Below are 16,607 nucleotides of genomic sequence, written 5' to 3'. Positions count from 1 at the left end.
GGCGCGGTCAGCCCCGCCGCCACTTCTGGTTGGCGGTGCCGGCGCAGTCCCACAGCTGGAGCCGGGCGCCGTCGCCACCGTTCCAGTCGGCGATGTCGACGCACTTGTTGGCCTGCGGGTTGACCAGGTCACCGGCGGCGGACAGGACGAACTGCTGGGCGGGGTTGCCGCTACAGTTGGCGATCTGGATCACCGCGCCGTTGGCGGTGGACCCCCAGGCCACGTCCATGCACTTGTTGTTCTGGGTGTGCAGGGAACCTCCGGTGAGCGTCCACGCCTGGGCCCCGGTGCCGTTGCAGTTCCACATCTGCAGGGGCACCCCGTCGGAGAAGTTCGAGTTCGGCACGTCGATGCACTTGTTGTTCCAGTTGCTGATCAGCCGGTTCCCGCCCCCGCCGCCGGTCGTGACCAGCGACAGCCCGTACGCGCCGAGGATCTCGTTGACCGGCTGGAAGAAGGTGGTGCCCCCGGTGGAGCAGTTGCCGGAGCCGCCGGAGGTGACCCCCTGCGCCTGATTGCCGCTGATCCACGCCCCGCCGGAGTCGCCGCCCTCGGCGCAGGCGTTGCTGCGGGTCAGGCCGGACACCGCGCCCTGGGCGTAGTTCACGGTCTCGTTGCGGCCGAGGATTGTGCCGCAGCGCCAGCCGGTGGTGCGTCCCGAACGGCAGACGGAGCTGCCGATCGCCGCGTCCTGCGAGCCGGCCACCGTCACGTTGCCGCCGGAGTGGTTGTTCACCCAGGGCTGCGGGGTCCAGTTGCCGTTGGTGCGTACCCAGCCGTAGTCGTTGCCGGGGAAGGACGAGCCGGCGAACGTGCCCTGCGCGACGTTGTTGAAGCCGAGCGTCGGGCTGCCGGTCCCGCCGCAGTGGCCGGCCGTGACGAAGCCGCCGGCGACCGCGAAGCCGACCGAGCACAGCGTGTTGCCGTTGATGACGTACTGGTCGCCACCGCGGATGTCGTACAGCGGGCGGGGCGTGTCGGCGGACTCGACGACCCGGACGGCGTCGGCGGCGACGCCGCCGGCCCGCGCGAACGCGGTCGCCTCGGCGGCGGCGCCCGGCGCCGCCGTCAGCACGACGGTGTTGTCGGCGACGTCGACGCGCCAGCCGCGGATCCGCCGCGGGTCCGCCCGGTCGGCGTGCCGGTCGAGGGCCTGCTTCACGGTGCCGAGCGTGCGCTCGCTGCGGGCGACGACGGTGGCGTCCGCGCCCTCGGCGCGGACGACGGCGGTGAGCGCCGGATCGGTGACCGCCACGGTCAGCCGCTGCCCGCCCGCCGGGATCCAGGCGCCGGCGAACGCCGCGCCGAGCCGGGCGCGCAGCCGCTTCTCGACCGGCGGCGCGGCGGCCTCGACGCGCAGCCGGGCACCGATCTGCTCGGCGGTCAGCCCGAGGTCGCGGCGCATCGCCGTGACCAGTTCCGGCGCGAGGCCGGCAGCGGCCGTCGTGGTGGCCGCCGGGGCAGGGGCATCTGGGACGTCGCCGGCGCGGGCCGCCAGCGGGGACGCGACGACGAGCAGGAGAGCTGCGGTGACGGTGCCGAACGCGCGGCGCTGTCGCGTCATGGAGGTCCTCCCGAGGACTTACGGCGGGGCGGGCGCGGCGGGGCGACGTGAGAGCTGTGGCCGCCAAGAGAGCGCTCTCAACGAAGTTTGTCGATATGAACGATTTCTGTCAAGACTGTTACCAGTTGACCGCCCGGCACTGGCCCACCCGACTCGCGAGGTCCGTCACCCGGGGCTTCCGCGCCGGCTCCCGTCCGGGTCGGGCCGAGGGGGCGGCGCTGTCGGGGGCGCGGCCGACGACAGGGCCGGTGCGACCCTGAGCAGGGCCGCCACGTCGCCGCCCGTCCGCATCACCGTCCGGTCGGGACGTACGAGCGCCGCGCGGGCCCCACCTCGGCGCAGCCACCGCCCGAGGCCCGAGGCCGGCTCCACGGGCACGAGCACCACCCGCCGCCGTTGCGCCTCGGCGACCGTCTGCGGTCGCAGCGGCCCGACGGTGAGCACCGCGAAGGAGGACCCGAGCACGTCGTCGAGGCGGCGGCCGTCACACAGGACCAGATTCGGGCAGAGCCGGCCGTTGCGGCTCCACGGCGACCAACGCCGCCGGAGCAGGGCCGAGCGGCGCAGGGGCGGGGTGGTGCTGTCGAGAACCCTGGCCCGCAGGCCCGGGACGTGGACCAGCCGGGGCACGACGAGCCGGCGCAACAGGTCGCCGGCCTCACCACCCTGGGTCATGGCCCGGCCGACGCCCACGGCGAGCCGGATCAGCGCGGTGACGTGGGGCCGCCGCTCGGTCTCGTAGCTGTCCAACGCGGCGGCGGGCAGACCGCCGGCCAGCACCGCGGCGAGCTTCCAGGTGAGGTTGCCGGCGTCCCGGAGGCCGGCGCCCAGCCCCTGGCCGATGAACGGCGGGGTGAGGTGGGCGGAGTCGCCGAGGAGGAACACGGGCCCCGCCCGCCACCGGTCGGCGATCTGGGCGCGAAAGGTGTACTCCGCGCAGCGGACCACCACGAGCGCCTCGAACGGCAGGTCCCTCGTCCACGGCCGGACCAGCTCGTGCAGCGTCTCCGGAGCGGACATGGCCGCCACCGTCTCGCCGGGCAGGAGGCGGAACTCCCAACGGTAGCGTCGCGCCCCGACACGCATGTAGGTCGCGGCCCGGCGGAGGTCGCACACCTGGTGCACGCCCTCCCACGCGTCGATCACGGCGTCGGTGTCGACATCGACCACGAGCCAGCGCTGCGCGAAGCCGAGGTCGCGCATCCTCGACCCGATCTGGGCGCGGACGACGCTGTTGGCGCCGTCGCAGCCGAGCACGTACCGTGCGCGCAGCGTCTGCCGCTCCCCCGATCCCCGGTCGGTGACGGCGACGGCCACCACCCCGTCGCCGTCGGCGGACACGGCGGTGACCTCGACGCCGCCGCGCAGGGTGACCAGGGGGTCCTGGTCGACGGCGCGGCGCAGGATGGCCTCCAGCGTCGGCTGGTCGAACATGTTCGCCTGCGGGTGGCCGTGGATCCCGTCCGCAGTGCCCCGGCTGAACTGCGCCAGGACGCGGTGGTCGGGACCCAGCAGCCGCAGCCCCTCGGCCGGCCGGGAGACCGCCGCGAACTGCTCGTGCACCCCCGCCCGGTGCAGGATCCGGCACACCTCGTCGTCGAGGTGGACCGCGCGCGGCCGGGGGTAGGCGGCCGGCCACCGGTCCAGCACGACGGACCGGACACCGTGTACGGCGAGCAGCCGGGCCGCCACCACCCCGGTCGGCCCGGCGCCGACGATGACGACGGGCACCGGATCGTCCACCGTTCCTCCTCGCCCTGGCCTCACCGGCCCGCCGGCCGCCGCTGCCCACCGGCCCCGGGCCCGCCCGCTCCGACGGTACCGACCGCCTCGTCAGGCTGCGGTGACCACCCGGTGCAGGCGGCGCGCCTCGGTCACCACCCGGGACGTCCCGCCCCGGCCGGCGACCTCCGCCAGCCCCGCCACCTCGATCCGGACCCCGGTGCTCGCGGCCGTCTCCGCCGCCAGGGTCAGCAGGTCGGGCAGGCCCCGGGGTGGCGTGGCGGCGGCGAGCAGCGGCGGCAGCGCGGCGGCAAGCAGCCGCCACACGCTCAGCGGCGCCCCGGCCGCGACCGCGTCGCGCAGCGGCTCGACCGCGCGGGTCGGCTTCACCGTCTGCGCGGCGACCAGCGCACCGAGCTGCCCGCCCACCCCGGCGGCGTCGAGGCGACCGGCGCCCGCCAGGCCGAGCAGGGCGTCCAGCGTGGCGATCCGGTCGGTGCCGTGGCGGGCGCCGAGGCCGTAGGCGAGCGCGAGATCGACGGCAGCCCCGCCGGGGCCGCCGCACTCGACGAGCGACGGCAGCGCCACCGCACCGTCGCGCTGGTCCATGTCGGCGGCGGCGGCCACCTCCGGCAGGACGTACGCGGCGACCACGCCCAAATGGTGGGGCAGGATCGACGGCCAGAGCCGCGTCCAGCCGTGGTACACCGTCTCCACCGGCGGCGGGTCGGCGGTCAGCAGGCCGTAGCGGTCGTCGTACCCGTCCGGTGGGCGCAGCTCGACCGCGACGCGGCGGGCCGGCAACTGGTCGTACTCCCAGTCGTAGCCCGCTTTTCGGGCCCGGCGGGCGAGGGTGGTGACCCGGACGACCGGGGCCGGCAGCCCACCGGAGCGCAGCCAGCCGGCGAGCCGGTCGCCGGCCGGGGTGCGCAGGGCCTCGGCCTTGCCGGCCAGCGCCTCGTCGGCGCCGGTCGGCAGGCGCAGCAGCGCCTGGGTGAGATCCCAGTGCCACGGCTCCCGGTCGCCGAGCGCCGTGAGGCGTTCCAGCAGCGCCAACGGGTCCAGCGCGCCGTTGGTCGAGGTGGGGGCCGCGAGCAGGCCCCGGTAACCCGGCGCGCCGAGGTGGTGGCCGATCTCGGCGAGCCGGGCCCTCAGCAGGGCCTGCGGCACCGGGACCCGGGGGTCGGTGACGACCAGTTCCGGTTGCGCGGGCGACCGGTCGGTGCGCCGCACGGCGGCGAGCAGCGCGCCCCACCGGCCGCGCTGCGGGGCCGCCGAGCGGGGCTCGCCGGCGGATTCCAGCACGCCGCCGACGAGAGCGTGCAGGCAGCACGGGTCCCAGCTGTGCTCGCTGGCCCAGGCCCAGTGTCGACGGGCGAGGACCGGGTCGAGCGCGGCCCGCACCCGCGCGCCGTCGGTCGCGGTGAGGCGGACCAGCCCGTCGAGGATCCGGTCGAGCGACTCCCCGTGCTGCTCGGTGCCGAGCAGCGCGGCGACCTCCTCGGCGAGCTCGTCGACGTCGGTGATCGGGGCCGGGGCGGGTGCGGACGGCACCGGCGGCGGCAGGTCGTCGCCGCGCGGGCCGGTGACCGCCGGGCCCGCACCGGCGCTCGGGGCGAGGCCGTGCCGGGTGGCCAGGGCGGTGGCGCGCTCGCGCAGGTCGACGGCGGGGTGCTCGGCCGCGACGGCGATCACCCCGGCGATCTCCGCGGCCCGGTCCCGGTGCCCCCGGGCGAGCCGGTCGAGCCAGGTGAGCTGGCCGCGCACCAGCGCCTTGTCCGGGCGGGCCAGCACCTCGCGGGACGCGTCGAGCACCGCCTCCAGTTCCAGGTCGGACACCTCACGCAGCGCCTTCTGGGCCATGGCCGCGGCGGCGGCCGGTGCGTCGGCGAGCAGCCGCAGGTAGTCGGTGCGGCGGGCGGCGACCTCGTCGGTGGTGGGTTGGAGCTGGCCTAGCAGGGTGGTGAAGGCGCGCAGCGCGGCCGGTCGGTCGCCGCGCAGCAGCCGGCCGACCGCGCCGTCGAGCAGGGTGGCGCGGTCGACGAGGCCCTCGGCGGCGAGCTGCGCCAGCGCGGTCGGGAGCGCGTGCGGGCGGCGGTCCTTCCAGTCGGTGACGATCTCGTCGAACATCATCGGCGCGCCCAGGCCGTCGACCTCGAACAGCCGGGGCAGCAGCGCCGGCAGGAGCGGGTCGGCGCGGAGCCGGTCGACCAGCGGCAGCCGCGCGCCGCGTCGCTGCCGGTCAGGGCTCGACAGGGACTGCACCCACAGCTCGACGAACCGGTCCCCGGACGGCGGCTCGGCGTCGGTGGGCAGCAGCGCGGCGACGAACCGCCAGTGCTCGATCCAGGTGTCGCGGTGCAGCTTGTCGGCCATCCGCCGGGCGAGGTCGGGCAGCCAGGCGACGCCACGGTCGACGGCGACCACGCGCACGAGCCTCGCCGCCCGCTCGCCGTCGACGGCGACGGAACGGCGGGCGAGGATCGCGCCGGCCTGGGCGGCGGTGGGCAGGCAGCCGACCGCGACGACGGCCAGGGCGGTGCCCTTACCCGAGCCCCAGAAGGACGCCTGCCCCTTGAACCAGTCGGTCAGGGCGACGCCGACGGCGCGGCGGCGGGCCTCGGGCAGCCCGGCCAGGGCGTCGACGATCAGGTCGGCCGACCCGGCGTCGACGAGGTCGAACAGGTCACTGGTGCCGCCGGCCTCCAGTTCCCACCGGCGCCGGACCGTGGTCTTCACGCCCGCTCCCGCACGTCGGCCGTGGCCATCCGGGTGGCCAGCGCGTGTTTGCACGGCCCGCGCTGGCCACGGTGCTTGGCCCACCAGGGGCAGGTGCAGGTGAAGCCGCCGTCGGCCAGCCGGCGGACCCGGTAGACCTCGTCGCCGCTGCGTACGGTGGCGCCCGCCTCGTCCGACGCGACGGCACCGGCGTCGAGCAGCGCCCGCGCGCCCACCAGTCGCGGGTTGTCCCGCTCGGCCCGGCCCGCGTCGTAGGGCATGACGCGATGGAAGTAGGCCGCCTCGGAGACGTCGTAGCCGACCCGCCCGGCGGTGCCGAGCTGGGCGAGGGCACCCCGGACCCGGGCCGCGTCGATGCCGGCGGAGGTGGCCAGGGCGTCGACGTCGACGGTCGGGTCCCAGGACAGCAGGGCCGAGACCAGCTCGGCGTCGTCGACGACGTCGTCGCCGGCCAGGGCGGTCAGGGCGGCACCCTCGCCGGAGAACCCACGGTAGGGCTCGGGTGAGAGGGTCAGCGACAGGCGCAGGGCCCCGGTGTCGAGCTCCCAGGTGCTGGGCAGCGCCGCCGAGCCGGGCGCGACGGTCGGCCCGTAGACGCGCAGGGTCCGGGCGAAGCGCAGCATGCCGCGCAGGGCGGCCAGCCGACCCGCCCCGGCGAGGCAGACCGCGCCCGGCACGGGCCGGGACGTCAGCCGCAGCGACCTTCCCGCGGGCACCGCCCAGAGCACCGACCGGTCGTTCGACGTCGGCAGCCGGCGCAGGAAGACGGCGGCCTCTGCCGCCGGGATCTCCGCCCGCGGCTCGAACGCCGCGGCCAGCACCTGCACCTCGGCGAAGCCGCGCAGCCAACGCACCGGCAGCGGCACCTTCTTCTCCACCACGGAGCCGTCCATCGTGGACACCGTCAGGTCGTCGGGGCCGACCGACAGGTGCAGCGGGTCGAGGCCGCCGACCCGGGCGAGCGCCTCGCGCAGCGGGTTGTTGACGTCGACGTTGGTGGTGCCGTGCTCCACCACGTCGCCGTCGAGCCCGGCCGGCAGCGCGTCGAGGCGGGCGTAGACCCCGCAGCAGCCGGAGAACGACTCGAACCGGAGCCGATCCCGGCTGCCGGTGACGACCGGGTCGAGGCTCGCCGGGCTGACCGGCCGGTAGTAGCGGGTGCGGGCCACCTCGGCGACGGCGAGCAGCCCGACGGCGGCCTGCTGGGGCGTGGTGAGGAACCCGGTGAAGAACCGGGGGTTCGGCGCCGGGCCGCCGCTGGTCTGCAACGCGAGACCGTCGCGGCGCAGCGTCGAGGATCCCAGGTACCGGTACGTCTGTTGGGTACTCACGGGTCGGGACGGTACAAGATCGCTCCGACAGTTCCGCCGGACCGCGCCACGTCGGGCCGGTCGACACCGGGCCGGGTCCCGCCTCAGGGACGGCGAGACGGCGGAAGGGGCGGGAGACGGCGGAAGGGGGGCGCTGATCCACCGCAACCGTGGCGGCGGCGGCGCGCGGTGGACCGCCCCCAGCGCCGTGGTCGGGCCACCGCGCAGTCCACGGCCGACTTCGACACAGGACCGGCATGATCGTCTGCTGATTTGTGAGACGACACGCCAGGCGAGTCCTCCAGAATCAGCAGACGATCATGAAAAGCGGCGCTAGAACGGATCAGCGTAGGGACGGCTTCTCACCTGGTCGTAGATCTCGCGCAGCCACGGCTGGCGGACCTCGGGCAGCCGCGCCAAGGTGGAGAGGAACACGTCCCCGTCGGGCCGGAACGGCCCGCACGGCATCAATGGCAGCGGGTCGTCGCGGCGGGCGTCGGCGGGCATCGTGCCGGCTCCCGGAACGGGCCGCCGATCGTGGTGGAAGGCCAGATGAGCCCAGATGTCCCAGGGCAGCGGCACCACGGCTGCCGCCCCGGGCAGCGCCCAGCGCTCGCCGGTCTGCGGGTGTTGCGGGACGAGGGCGATGTCCGGGGTGATGGCAGGCAGGGCCGGTCCGACCAGGGCCAAGGACCTGGCCGGTGGCCCCGGCGGGAGCAGCGCGTCGAGCGCTCGGCGGAAGGTGCCGGCGACAGGTCCGTCAGGGACAGTCACCCGGGTACGGGACGACACGGCCAGCAGGCGGGCCAGCGCCACCGCGACAGCGGCCTCCCACAGCGGACTCCACTGCCCAGGTGGCTCGACCGGCGGCATGCCGGGCCGCCCCTCTCGCAGGACCTCCCACCCGAGCGCCTGAGGTGGTGGGGAGGCATCGCCGGTGACGCGGCGGACCGCCTCCGGGTCCAGCCACACCGCCTGCCAGCGTCCGCAGTCGTCGACGCGGGTCGCTACCGGTCGCCCGCACCGGACACACGCGAGATTAGGGCCGTCTCCCTCGCCAAAGCCGCAGCACGAGCCACCGGACCGCCCCGGGATGAAGCCGGTCCCGCACACGTCGCCCGGTGCTACCACGACAGCTCCTCGCGGCCCCCACGACAGCGCGTACTCCGGCGCGTACACACCACGGGTTTCCGCCTCAGCCGCACCGACCTCGGCCCAGGGTCGCCACGGCGGCCCGAAAGGATCGGGGCGCACCGCATACGTCCCGGGCTCCATCAGCACGCCGAGCAACCCGTAGCCGTACCGCTGGTCGGCGTGGGCAGGAAGCGGCACCCGCGACACCGGCACGGTCAGCGGGGTGCCGCAACCCGCACACGTGAACAGGGTCATGCGACCTCCCGGGCCCTCACCCCTGAACTATCCCGCAGCGCAGCCCGGGGCGATGCGCGGGCGTGGTCTCGGCTCTCGACGGCCCGATGAGGCATAGGGCCACGGTATGAGGCATCCGACATATATTCGCCCTCCTAGATGGCGAGTAGGCTCGGTCCATTCCGTTCGCGCCGTCTCCCCGGCAGCACCTGACCCTCGGGACCGGCCAGATCAGGGAGGCCGGAAGATGACGCCGTCACCCCACCGCCGCCGGTCGGCCGCTGCGGCCGTACTGTTCGCCCCGGTGCTGGCCGCCGCCATGACCGGGACTCCGGCGGGCGCGGCCCCGGCCACCGGTGACATCCTGCACGCGGGCGGCGCCACCGCCGTCGAGGGCAGCTACGTGGTGGTGCTCGCCGGCAGCGCACGGGCCGCCGACGCCGGCTCGGCCACGAGGCTCGCCGCCCGGTACGGCGGTTCCGTCGGCCAGGTCTACGGTGCCGCGCTGCGCGGGTTCGAGGCCCGGCTGTCGGAGCGGGCCGCCCGGCGCTTGGCCGCCGACCCGGCCGTGGCGTACGTCGAGCAGAACCACGTGGTGTCGGTGGCCGCCGGCGTCCAGCTCAACCCGCCGTCGTGGGGACTCGACCGCATCGACCAGCACCTGCTGCCGCTGAACCAGCGGTACGCCTACCCGAACACCGCGCCGAACGTGCACGCGTACGTCGTCGACACGGGCATCCGCGCCACCCACGTCGACTTCACCGGCTCCGCCGGCGGCGGGTACGACGCCGTCGACGGCGCCCTGCCCGCCGACGACTGCAACGGCCACGGCACCCACCTCGCCGGCACGATCGGGGGCCAGCAGCACGGGGTCGCCAAGGACGTCCACCTGGTCCCGGTGCGGGTGCTCAACTGCGCCGGCAGCGGCACCTACGCGCAGGTCATCGCGGGGGTCGACTGGGTCACCGCGAACGCGGTGAAGCCCGCCGTGGCCACCATGGGCCTGGGCGGCAACGCCAGCACCGCGCTCGACAGCGCGGTCACCGCCTCCATCAACTCCGGCGTCACCTACACCGTCACCTCGGGCAGCTCCGCGAGCAACGCCTGCAACTACTCCCCGTCGCGGGTACCTGCGGCGCTCACCGTCGCCGGCACCACCCCGACCGACGCCCGGATGAGCTCCGCCAGCTACGGCTCCTGCGTGGACCTGTTCGCCCCCGGCCAGGGCATCACCTCGACCTGGCACACCAGCGACACCGCCACCAACACGATCAGCGGCGGGCCGATGGCCGCCGCGCACACCGCCGGGTGCGCGGCCATGGTCCTCCAGGACCACCCCACCTGGACCCCCGCCCAGGTGGCCGCCCACCTCACCGGCACCGCCACCACCGGCGTCGTCGGCGCTCCTGGGGCCGGCTCGCCCAACCGCCTGCTCTACTGCGGCGGCTGAGGTCGCGACGACGACACCGGAGGGACCGGTCAGGGGCGGTAGCGGTAGCCCATCCCGGGCTCGGTGATGAGGTGTCGCGGGCGGGCCGGGTCGTCCTCGAGCTTGCGCCGCAGTTGGGCCATGTACTGGCGCAGGTAGTTGGTCTCGTTCTGGTACTCCGGCCCCCACACCTCGTGCAGCAGTTGGCGCTGGCTGACGAGCTTGCCGGGATGGCGCAGCAGCCGGTCGAGCACGGCCCACTGGGTGGGGGTGAGCCGGACCTCCGCGCCGTCGTCGCGGGTCACCGTGTGGTCGACGAGGTCGACGGTGTGCCGGCCCACCCGGGGGGCCGCCGTCGCCCCGTCGGCCGCCGGGGTGGCGAGGCGTCGGGTGACCGCGCGGATGCGGGCGAGCAGTTCGTCGATGCCGAACGGCTTGGTGACGTAGTCGTCGGCGCCGGCGTCGAGGGCGGCGACCTTGTCCTCGCTGCCCGCCCGGCCGGACAGCACGATGATCGGCACCGTCGTCCAGCCGCGCAGGCCCCGGATCACCTCGACGCCGTCGAGGTCGGGTAGGCCCAGGTCCAGGACCACCAGGTCCGGGGGGTGGGCGGCGGCGGCCCGCAGCGCGCCGGTGCCGGTGTCGGCGACCTGCACGTCGTAGCCGCGGGCGCGCAGGTTGATGCGCAGGGCCCGCAGGATCTGCGGTTCGTCGTCGACGACGAGGATGCGGCTCATTCCTGCGGCCCTTCGGTGCCGGTCGGGGCGGCGGCGGGCAGGCGGAGCACCATGGTCAGCCCCCCGCCGGGGGTGGTCTCGGGGGTGATGGTGCCACCCATCGCCTCGGCGAGGCCGCGGGACAGGGCGAGGCCGAGCCCGACGCCGGTCTGGTTGTCCCGGTCGCCGAGCCGCTGGAAGGGCAGGAAGACGTGTTCCCACTGGTCCTCGGGGATGCCCGGGCCGGTGTCGATGACCCGCAGCTCCACCTGCCCGGCATGGGCGCTGGCGGTGACGGTGGGCGGTCGGCCGGGCGGGCTGTGCCGCAGGGCGTTGGCGACGATGTTGACCAGCACGCGCTCCAGCAGGCCCGGGTCCGCCAGCGCGGCGGGCAGGTCGGCGGGGATGTCGGTGGCGACGTCGGCGGCGTCCGGGCCCAGCTCGTCCAGGGCCCTCGGCACCACGTCCTCCAACCCGATCGCGACGGCGGTCACCCCGAGCGCGCCGGCCTGCAACCGGCTCATGTCCAGCAGGTTCGCCACCAGGCGGCCGAGCCGGTCCAGGGACTCGTCGGCGGTGGCCAGCAGTTCGTCCCGGTCGTCGGCGTCGAACTCGACGTCGTGGCTGCGCAGGCTGCTCACCGCGGCCTTCGCCGAGGCGAGCGGCGTACGCAGGTCGTGGCTGACGGCGGCGAGCAGCGCGGTGCGCATCCGGTCGGCCTCGGCCAGCGGCCGGGCGGTCGCCGCCTCCTCGGCGAGGCGTTCCTGGCGCAGCGCCACGGCGGCCTGGGCGGCGAACGCCTCGACGACCCGCCGGTCGGCGGCCTCCAGCCGCCGGCCGGACAGCACGACGGTGAGCCGGTCGTCGACCGGTACCGCCGTCTCCCCGGCGTCGGGGCTGGTCGCCGGGGACTCCCCGACGGCGGCCACCAGCCGCCAGGCGTCCCGCTCGTGGGCCCGGCCGGGGCGTCCCCGCGCGTCCGGGGCCAACTCCAGGACGCTGACGGCGCGCAGCGCGAACGTCTCCCGCAGCCGGTCCAGCAGCGCCTGCAGTGGGCGCTCGCCGCGCAGCACGCCGCCCGCGACGGTGGCGAGGGTCTGCGCGTCGGCGGAGGCCCGCGCCGCCTCCCGGGTACGCCGGGCGGCCACGTCGACGACCCAGCTCACCGCGAGGGCGACGCCGACGAAGACGCCCAACGCGAGCAGGTTGTCCGCCTCGGCGATGGTCAGCGTCCGGAACGGCGGGGTGAAGAACCAGTTCAGCAGCAGCGACCCGCCGAGGGCGGCGACCAGCGCCGGCCACAGGCCGCCGACCAGCGCCACCCCGACGACGCCGGCGAGGAACAGCAGGATGTCGTTGGTCAGGGTGAGGTCGGGCAGCGTGCGCAGCGCCACGGTGAGCGCCGGCATGCCGAGCCCGGCGAGGGCGAAGCCGAGCAGTCGGCGCCGCCGGGACAGCGCGGCCGGCAACCCGCCGCCCCGCCGGCCCTGCCCCGCCTGAGGGTGGGTGACCAGGTGCACGTCGATCGGCCCGGACAGGGCCGTGGTGGTGACCCCGACGCCCCGGCTGAACAGCTGGGCGAACCGGCCCCGCCGGCTGGCGCCGAGGACGAGTTGGGTGGCGTTGACGCCGCGGGCGAAGTCGAGCAGCGCGGCCGGCACGTCCGCGCCGAGCACCTGGTGGTACGTGCCGCCGAGGCTCTCCACCAGCACCCGCTGGCGGGCCAGCCGGGCGGGGTCGGCGCCGGCCAGGCCGTCGCTGCGGGTGACGTGCACGGCGAGCAGGTCGGCGCCCCGGCCCCGGGCGGCCACCCGGGCCGCCCGGCGGATCAGCGTGTCGCCCTCCGGCCCGCCGGTCAGCGCGACGACGACGCGTTCCCGGGCCTCCCAGGTGTCGGAGATGCCCTGCTGGGCGCGGTAGGCGCCGAGCTGGTCGTCGACCTTGTCGGCCAGCCAGAGCAGGGCCAGCTCGCGCAGCGCGGTGAGGTTGCCGATCCGGAAGTAGTTGCCGAGCGCGGCGTCGATCTTGTCGGGGCGGTAGATGTTGCCGTGGGCCATCCGGCGGCGCAGCGCCTCCGGGGTCATGTCGACCAGTTCGACCTGCTCGGCGGCGCGGACGACGGCGTCGGGAATGGTCTCGCGCTGGGTGGTGCCGGTGATCTGGGCGACGACGTCGTTGACCGATTCGAGGTGCTGGACGTTGACCGTGGACAGCACGGAGATGCCGGCGTCCAGCAGCTCCTGCACGTCCTGCCAGCGCTTGTCGTTGCGGGAGCCGGGCACGTTGGTGTGGGCCAGCTCGTCGACGACCGCGATCTCGGGCCGGCGGGCCAGCAGCGCGTCGAGGTCCAGCTCGGTGAACTCGACGCCCCGGTGCGCGAGGGTCCGCCTGGGCACCTGTTCCAGGTCGCCCACCATGGCGGCGGTGTGCGGGCGGCCGTGGGTCTCGACCAGCCCGATCACCACGTCGGTGCCGCGTTCGGTCCGCCGCCGGGCCTCCTGGAGCATCGCGTACGTCTTGCCGACGCCGGGCGCGGCCCCGAGGTAGATGCGCAGTTCCCCTCTGGGCACGGGCAGGTCCTTCCGGTGGGCGGGCCGTCCGGCGGCGCGGCCGTGAACGTGGCGGTGACCGCCGGGCGGGCCTGTCGGGGCCCGCCCGGCGGAGGGTTCAACGAGCGGCGAACCGCTTGTCGAGGGCGAGGTTCAGTTCCAGCACGTTAACGCCGGGGGCGCCCAGGAAGCCGAGCGCCCGGCCGTTGGTGTGCTCGGCCACCAGCCGCCGGACCGCGGCCGGGTCCGCGCCGCGCTCCCGGGCCACGCGGGCGACCTGGATCTCGGCGTACGCGGGGCTGATGTGCGGGTCGAGGCCACTGCCGCTGGCGGTGACCGCGTCGGCGGGCACGGCCGGCTCGGTGGGGGCGTCGCCGCGGACCGGGGTGATCACTGCGCCCTCGGCGACGTAGTCCGTGCCGGGTTGGGCCAGCTCGACCGGCACTGCCTGGTAGGTGGTGACGAACGGCGTGGCGGGGGCGGCCTGGTTGACGCTCACCACCCGGGTGACCGGTCCGGTCAGCCCGTCGCGGTGGAACACGCCCAGGACGGCGCCGACACCGTCGGCGGTGCAGTACGGCCGCCGCCCGTCCACGCCGTCGAGTCGGCCGACCGCAAGGCTGCGGGCGCAGACCTGGGTGAGCAGGCTTGCGGTCGACTCGGCCGGGTCGGCGGCGAGGGTGTCGACGACGCTCTCCGGGCCGAGGTTGGAGGCGGCGGTGGAGGTGGGGTCGTAGCCGTCGCCGGCCGCCGAGGGGCGGGACTGGAAGTAGCGCGGGACGGGGTTGCCGTCGGCGTCGGTGAAGGACTGGCCGATCAGCACGCTGCCGACGGTCCGGCCGTCGGCGGCGACGAGCGAGCCGTCCGCCTTGGCGTCGAGGCCGGGCAGGCGCCCGGCGGCGACCAGGGCCAGCGGGTACGCCAGGCCGAGCAGGACGGTGAAGACGAGCAGGGCGCGCAGGGCGGCGAGGTGTTGGGCGAGCCAGGTGGGTAGACGCATCACGAGATCCCCGGGATGAACTGGATGAGCAGGTCGATGAGCTTGATGCCGATGAACGGTGCGATGATGCCGCCGAGGCCGTAGACCAGCAGGTTGCGGCTGAGCAGTTTGGACGCCGCCGCCGGGCGGTAGCGGACGCCGCGCAGGGCCAGCGGGATCAGGGCGATGATCACCAGGGCGTTGAAGATGACCGCCGAGAGGATCGCCGACTCCGGGCTGGCCAGCCGCATGACGTTCAGCGTGTCCAGGCCGGGGTAGATGCCGGCGAACATGGCCGGGATGATGGCGAAGTACTTCGCGATGTCGTTGGCGATGGAGAAGGTCGTCAGGGCGCCCCGGGTGATGAGCAGTTGCTTGCCGATCTCGACGATCTCGATGAGCTTGGTCGGGTCGGAGTCGAGGTCGACCATGTTGCCGGCCTCCTTCGCCGCCGAGGTGCCGGTGTTCATGGCCACCCCGACGTCGGCCTGGGCGAGCGCCGGGGCGTCGTTGGTGCCGTCCCCGGTCATCGCGACCAGCCGGCCGCCCTCCTGCTCGCGCTTGATCAGGGCGAGCTTGTCCTCCGGGGTGGCCTCGGCGAGGAAGTCGTCCACCCCGGCCTCGTCGGCGATCGCCTTCGCGGTCTGCGGGTTGTCGCCGGTGATCATCACGGTGCGGATGCCCATCCGGCGCATCTCGTCGAACCGTTCCCGCATGCCGGCCTTCACGACGTCCTTGAGGTGGATCACCCCGAGGGCCCGCGCCGCCTCGCCGTCGACGTGCTCGGCCACCACCAGCGGAGTCCCGCCGGTGCCGCTGATCCCGTCGACGACCTGGCCCACCTGCTCGGTGGGGTGGCCGCCGTTCTCGCGGACCCACTTCATCACGGCCGCCGCCGCGCCCTTGCGGACCCGCCGCGCGGGCCCGGTGACGCCGCCGTCGACCGTCGCGTCCGGCGTGAGGTCGACGCCGCTCATCCTGGTCTGCGCGGTGAACGGAACGAACGTGGCGTGCGGGATCAGGCCCGGTTCGCGTTCGCGCAGCCCGAAGTCGTTCTTGGCCAGCACCACCACCGAGCGGCCCTCGGGGGTCTCGTCGGCGAGGCTGGCCAACTGCGCCGCGTCGGCCAGTTCGGCGGCGGTGACCCCCTCGACCGGCAGGAACTCGGCGGCCTGCCGGTTGCCCAGGGTGATGGTGCCGGTCTTGTCCAGCAGCAGGGTGTTCACGTCGCCGGCGGCCTCGACCGCCCGGCCGCTCATCGCCAGGACGTTGCGCTGCACGAGGCGGTCCATGCCGGCGATGCCGATCGCCGACAGCAGCGCGCCGATCGTGGTGGGGATGAGGCAGACCAGCAGGGACACCAGCACCACACCGCTGACCCCCGCGTCGGTGATCGCGCCGGTGTCCGGCGCGGCGGCCTGGTACTGCTTGGAGAAGACGGCGAGGGGCTGCAACGTCACGACGGCGAGCAGGAAGATGATCGTGAGCGCGGAGAGCAGGATGTTCAGCGCGATCTCGTTCGGCGTCTTCTGCCGGTTCGCCCCCTCGACCAGGGCGATCATCCGGTCGATGAAGCTCTCCCCCGGCTTCTGGGTGATCTTGACGATGATCCGGTCGGAGAGCACCCGGGTGCCCCCGGTGACCGCGCTGCGGTCGCCGCCGGACTCCCGGATGACGGGGGCGGACTCGCCGGTGATGGCCGACTCGTCGACGCTGGCGATGCCCTCGACGACGTCGCCGTCGCCGGGGATGATCCCGCCGGCGTGGACCAGGACGACGTCGCCCTGGCGCAGCTCGGGCGCGGGCACGGCCTCGTCGTGGTAGGCGTTGGCGCGGGCGCCCGGGCTCCAACCGACCAGCCGGGTGGCGACGGTGTCCTGCTTGGCCTGCCGCAGGGTGGCGGCCTGGGCCTTGCCCCGGCCCTCGGCGACCGCCTCGGCCACGTTGGCGAAGAGCACCGTCAGCCAGAGCCAGATGGTGATCGCCCAGGCGAAGACCGACGGGTCGACCACGGCCAGGACGGTGGTGAAGAGCGCGCCGATCTCGACGATCAGCATCACCGGGTTGCGCCACAGGGTGCGCGGGTCGAGCTTGCGCAGCGCGTCCGGCAGGGAGGTCAGCAGTTGCCTCGGGTCGAGCAGGCCGCCGCCGACCCGGTCAACCCGAGTGGCGGGCGTGCCGGGGGTGGCCGGGTCGGCCCCACCGTGCGGCGCCTGCGGGGTAAGGGTCAT

The 16,607-nt window shown here is 75.1% G+C and carries 10 protein-coding genes; 1 reads left to right on the top strand and 9 read right to left on the bottom strand.

From position 1 onward, the window contains the following. Window positions 1-7: 7 nt before the first annotated feature. The 5 genes from GVV04_RS24725 to GVV04_RS24705 all read right to left on the bottom strand — a co-directional run bounded on the left by GVV04_RS24725 (window position 8) and on the right by GVV04_RS24705 (window position 8,724). Entirely contained in the window at window positions 8-1,564 is a 1,557-nt protein-coding gene (locus GVV04_RS24725) for a ricin-type beta-trefoil lectin domain protein (RefSeq protein ID WP_161690935.1), read from the bottom strand. Between the two features lie 165 nt (window positions 1,565-1,729). After that, window positions 1,730-3,307, bottom strand: coding sequence for a bifunctional 3-(3-hydroxy-phenyl)propionate/3-hydroxycinnamic acid hydroxylase MhpA (gene mhpA / locus GVV04_RS24720; RefSeq protein WP_161690933.1), 1,578 nt, complete (start codon window positions 3,305-3,307; stop codon window positions 1,730-1,732). Window positions 3,308-3,397: 90 nt separating this feature from the next. Continuing rightward, entirely contained in the window at window positions 3,398-6,025 is a 2,628-nt protein-coding gene (locus tag GVV04_RS24715) for a DUF6493 family protein (protein ID WP_328822555.1), read from the bottom strand. Then, the gene (locus tag GVV04_RS24710) at window positions 6,022-7,356 is read right to left on the bottom strand and encodes an SWIM zinc finger family protein (RefSeq protein WP_161690931.1); all 1,335 of its coding nucleotides are present in this window, start codon (window positions 7,354-7,356) and stop codon (window positions 6,022-6,024) included. The genes GVV04_RS24715 and GVV04_RS24710 overlap by 4 nt, the downstream gene beginning before the upstream one ends. Window positions 7,357-7,668: 312 nt before the next feature. Next, complete coding sequence (locus tag GVV04_RS24705; protein WP_161690929.1) at window positions 7,669-8,724, bottom strand: hypothetical protein; 1,056 nt, start codon at window positions 8,722-8,724, stop codon at window positions 7,669-7,671. Window positions 8,725-8,950: 226 nt separating this feature from the next. On the opposite strand from GVV04_RS24705, the gene GVV04_RS24700 reads away from it, so the two are divergent. Next, window positions 8,951-10,153, top strand: coding sequence for a S8 family peptidase (locus GVV04_RS24700; RefSeq protein WP_161690928.1), 1,203 nt, complete (start codon window positions 8,951-8,953; stop codon window positions 10,151-10,153). Window positions 10,154-10,182: 29 nt separating this feature from the next. Here GVV04_RS24700 and GVV04_RS24695 read toward each other — a convergent pair whose 3' ends face one another. From GVV04_RS24695 to kdpB, 4 genes are all read right to left on the bottom strand, one after another. Next, a complete protein-coding gene (locus tag GVV04_RS24695; RefSeq protein ID WP_161690926.1) occupies window positions 10,183-10,869 on the bottom strand; it encodes a response regulator in 687 nt (228 codons plus the stop codon). Beyond that, on the bottom strand, window positions 10,866-13,418 hold the full coding sequence (locus GVV04_RS24690; protein WP_161690924.1) for a DUF4118 domain-containing protein: 2,553 nt from the start codon (window positions 13,416-13,418) through the stop codon (window positions 10,866-10,868). The genes GVV04_RS24695 and GVV04_RS24690 overlap by 4 nt, the downstream gene beginning before the upstream one ends. A gap of 97 nt (window positions 13,419-13,515) precedes the next feature. Then, window positions 13,516-14,397 (bottom strand): potassium-transporting ATPase subunit C, encoded by an 882-nt coding sequence (locus GVV04_RS24685; RefSeq protein WP_161690922.1) that lies wholly within the window; start codon window positions 14,395-14,397, stop codon window positions 13,516-13,518. Next, complete coding sequence (gene kdpB, locus GVV04_RS24680) at window positions 14,397-16,607, bottom strand: potassium-transporting ATPase subunit KdpB (protein ID WP_161690920.1); 2,211 nt, start codon at window positions 16,605-16,607, stop codon at window positions 14,397-14,399. The genes GVV04_RS24685 and kdpB overlap by 1 nt, the downstream gene beginning before the upstream one ends.

Source organism: Micromonospora rubida (genome assembly GCF_009908295.1).
Taxonomy (GTDB): Bacteria; Actinomycetota; Actinomycetes; order Mycobacteriales; family Micromonosporaceae; genus Micromonospora; species Micromonospora rubida.
The sequence above is the reverse complement of the archived record's forward strand: the minus strand, read 5'-3'. Positions and strand labels throughout refer to the sequence as shown.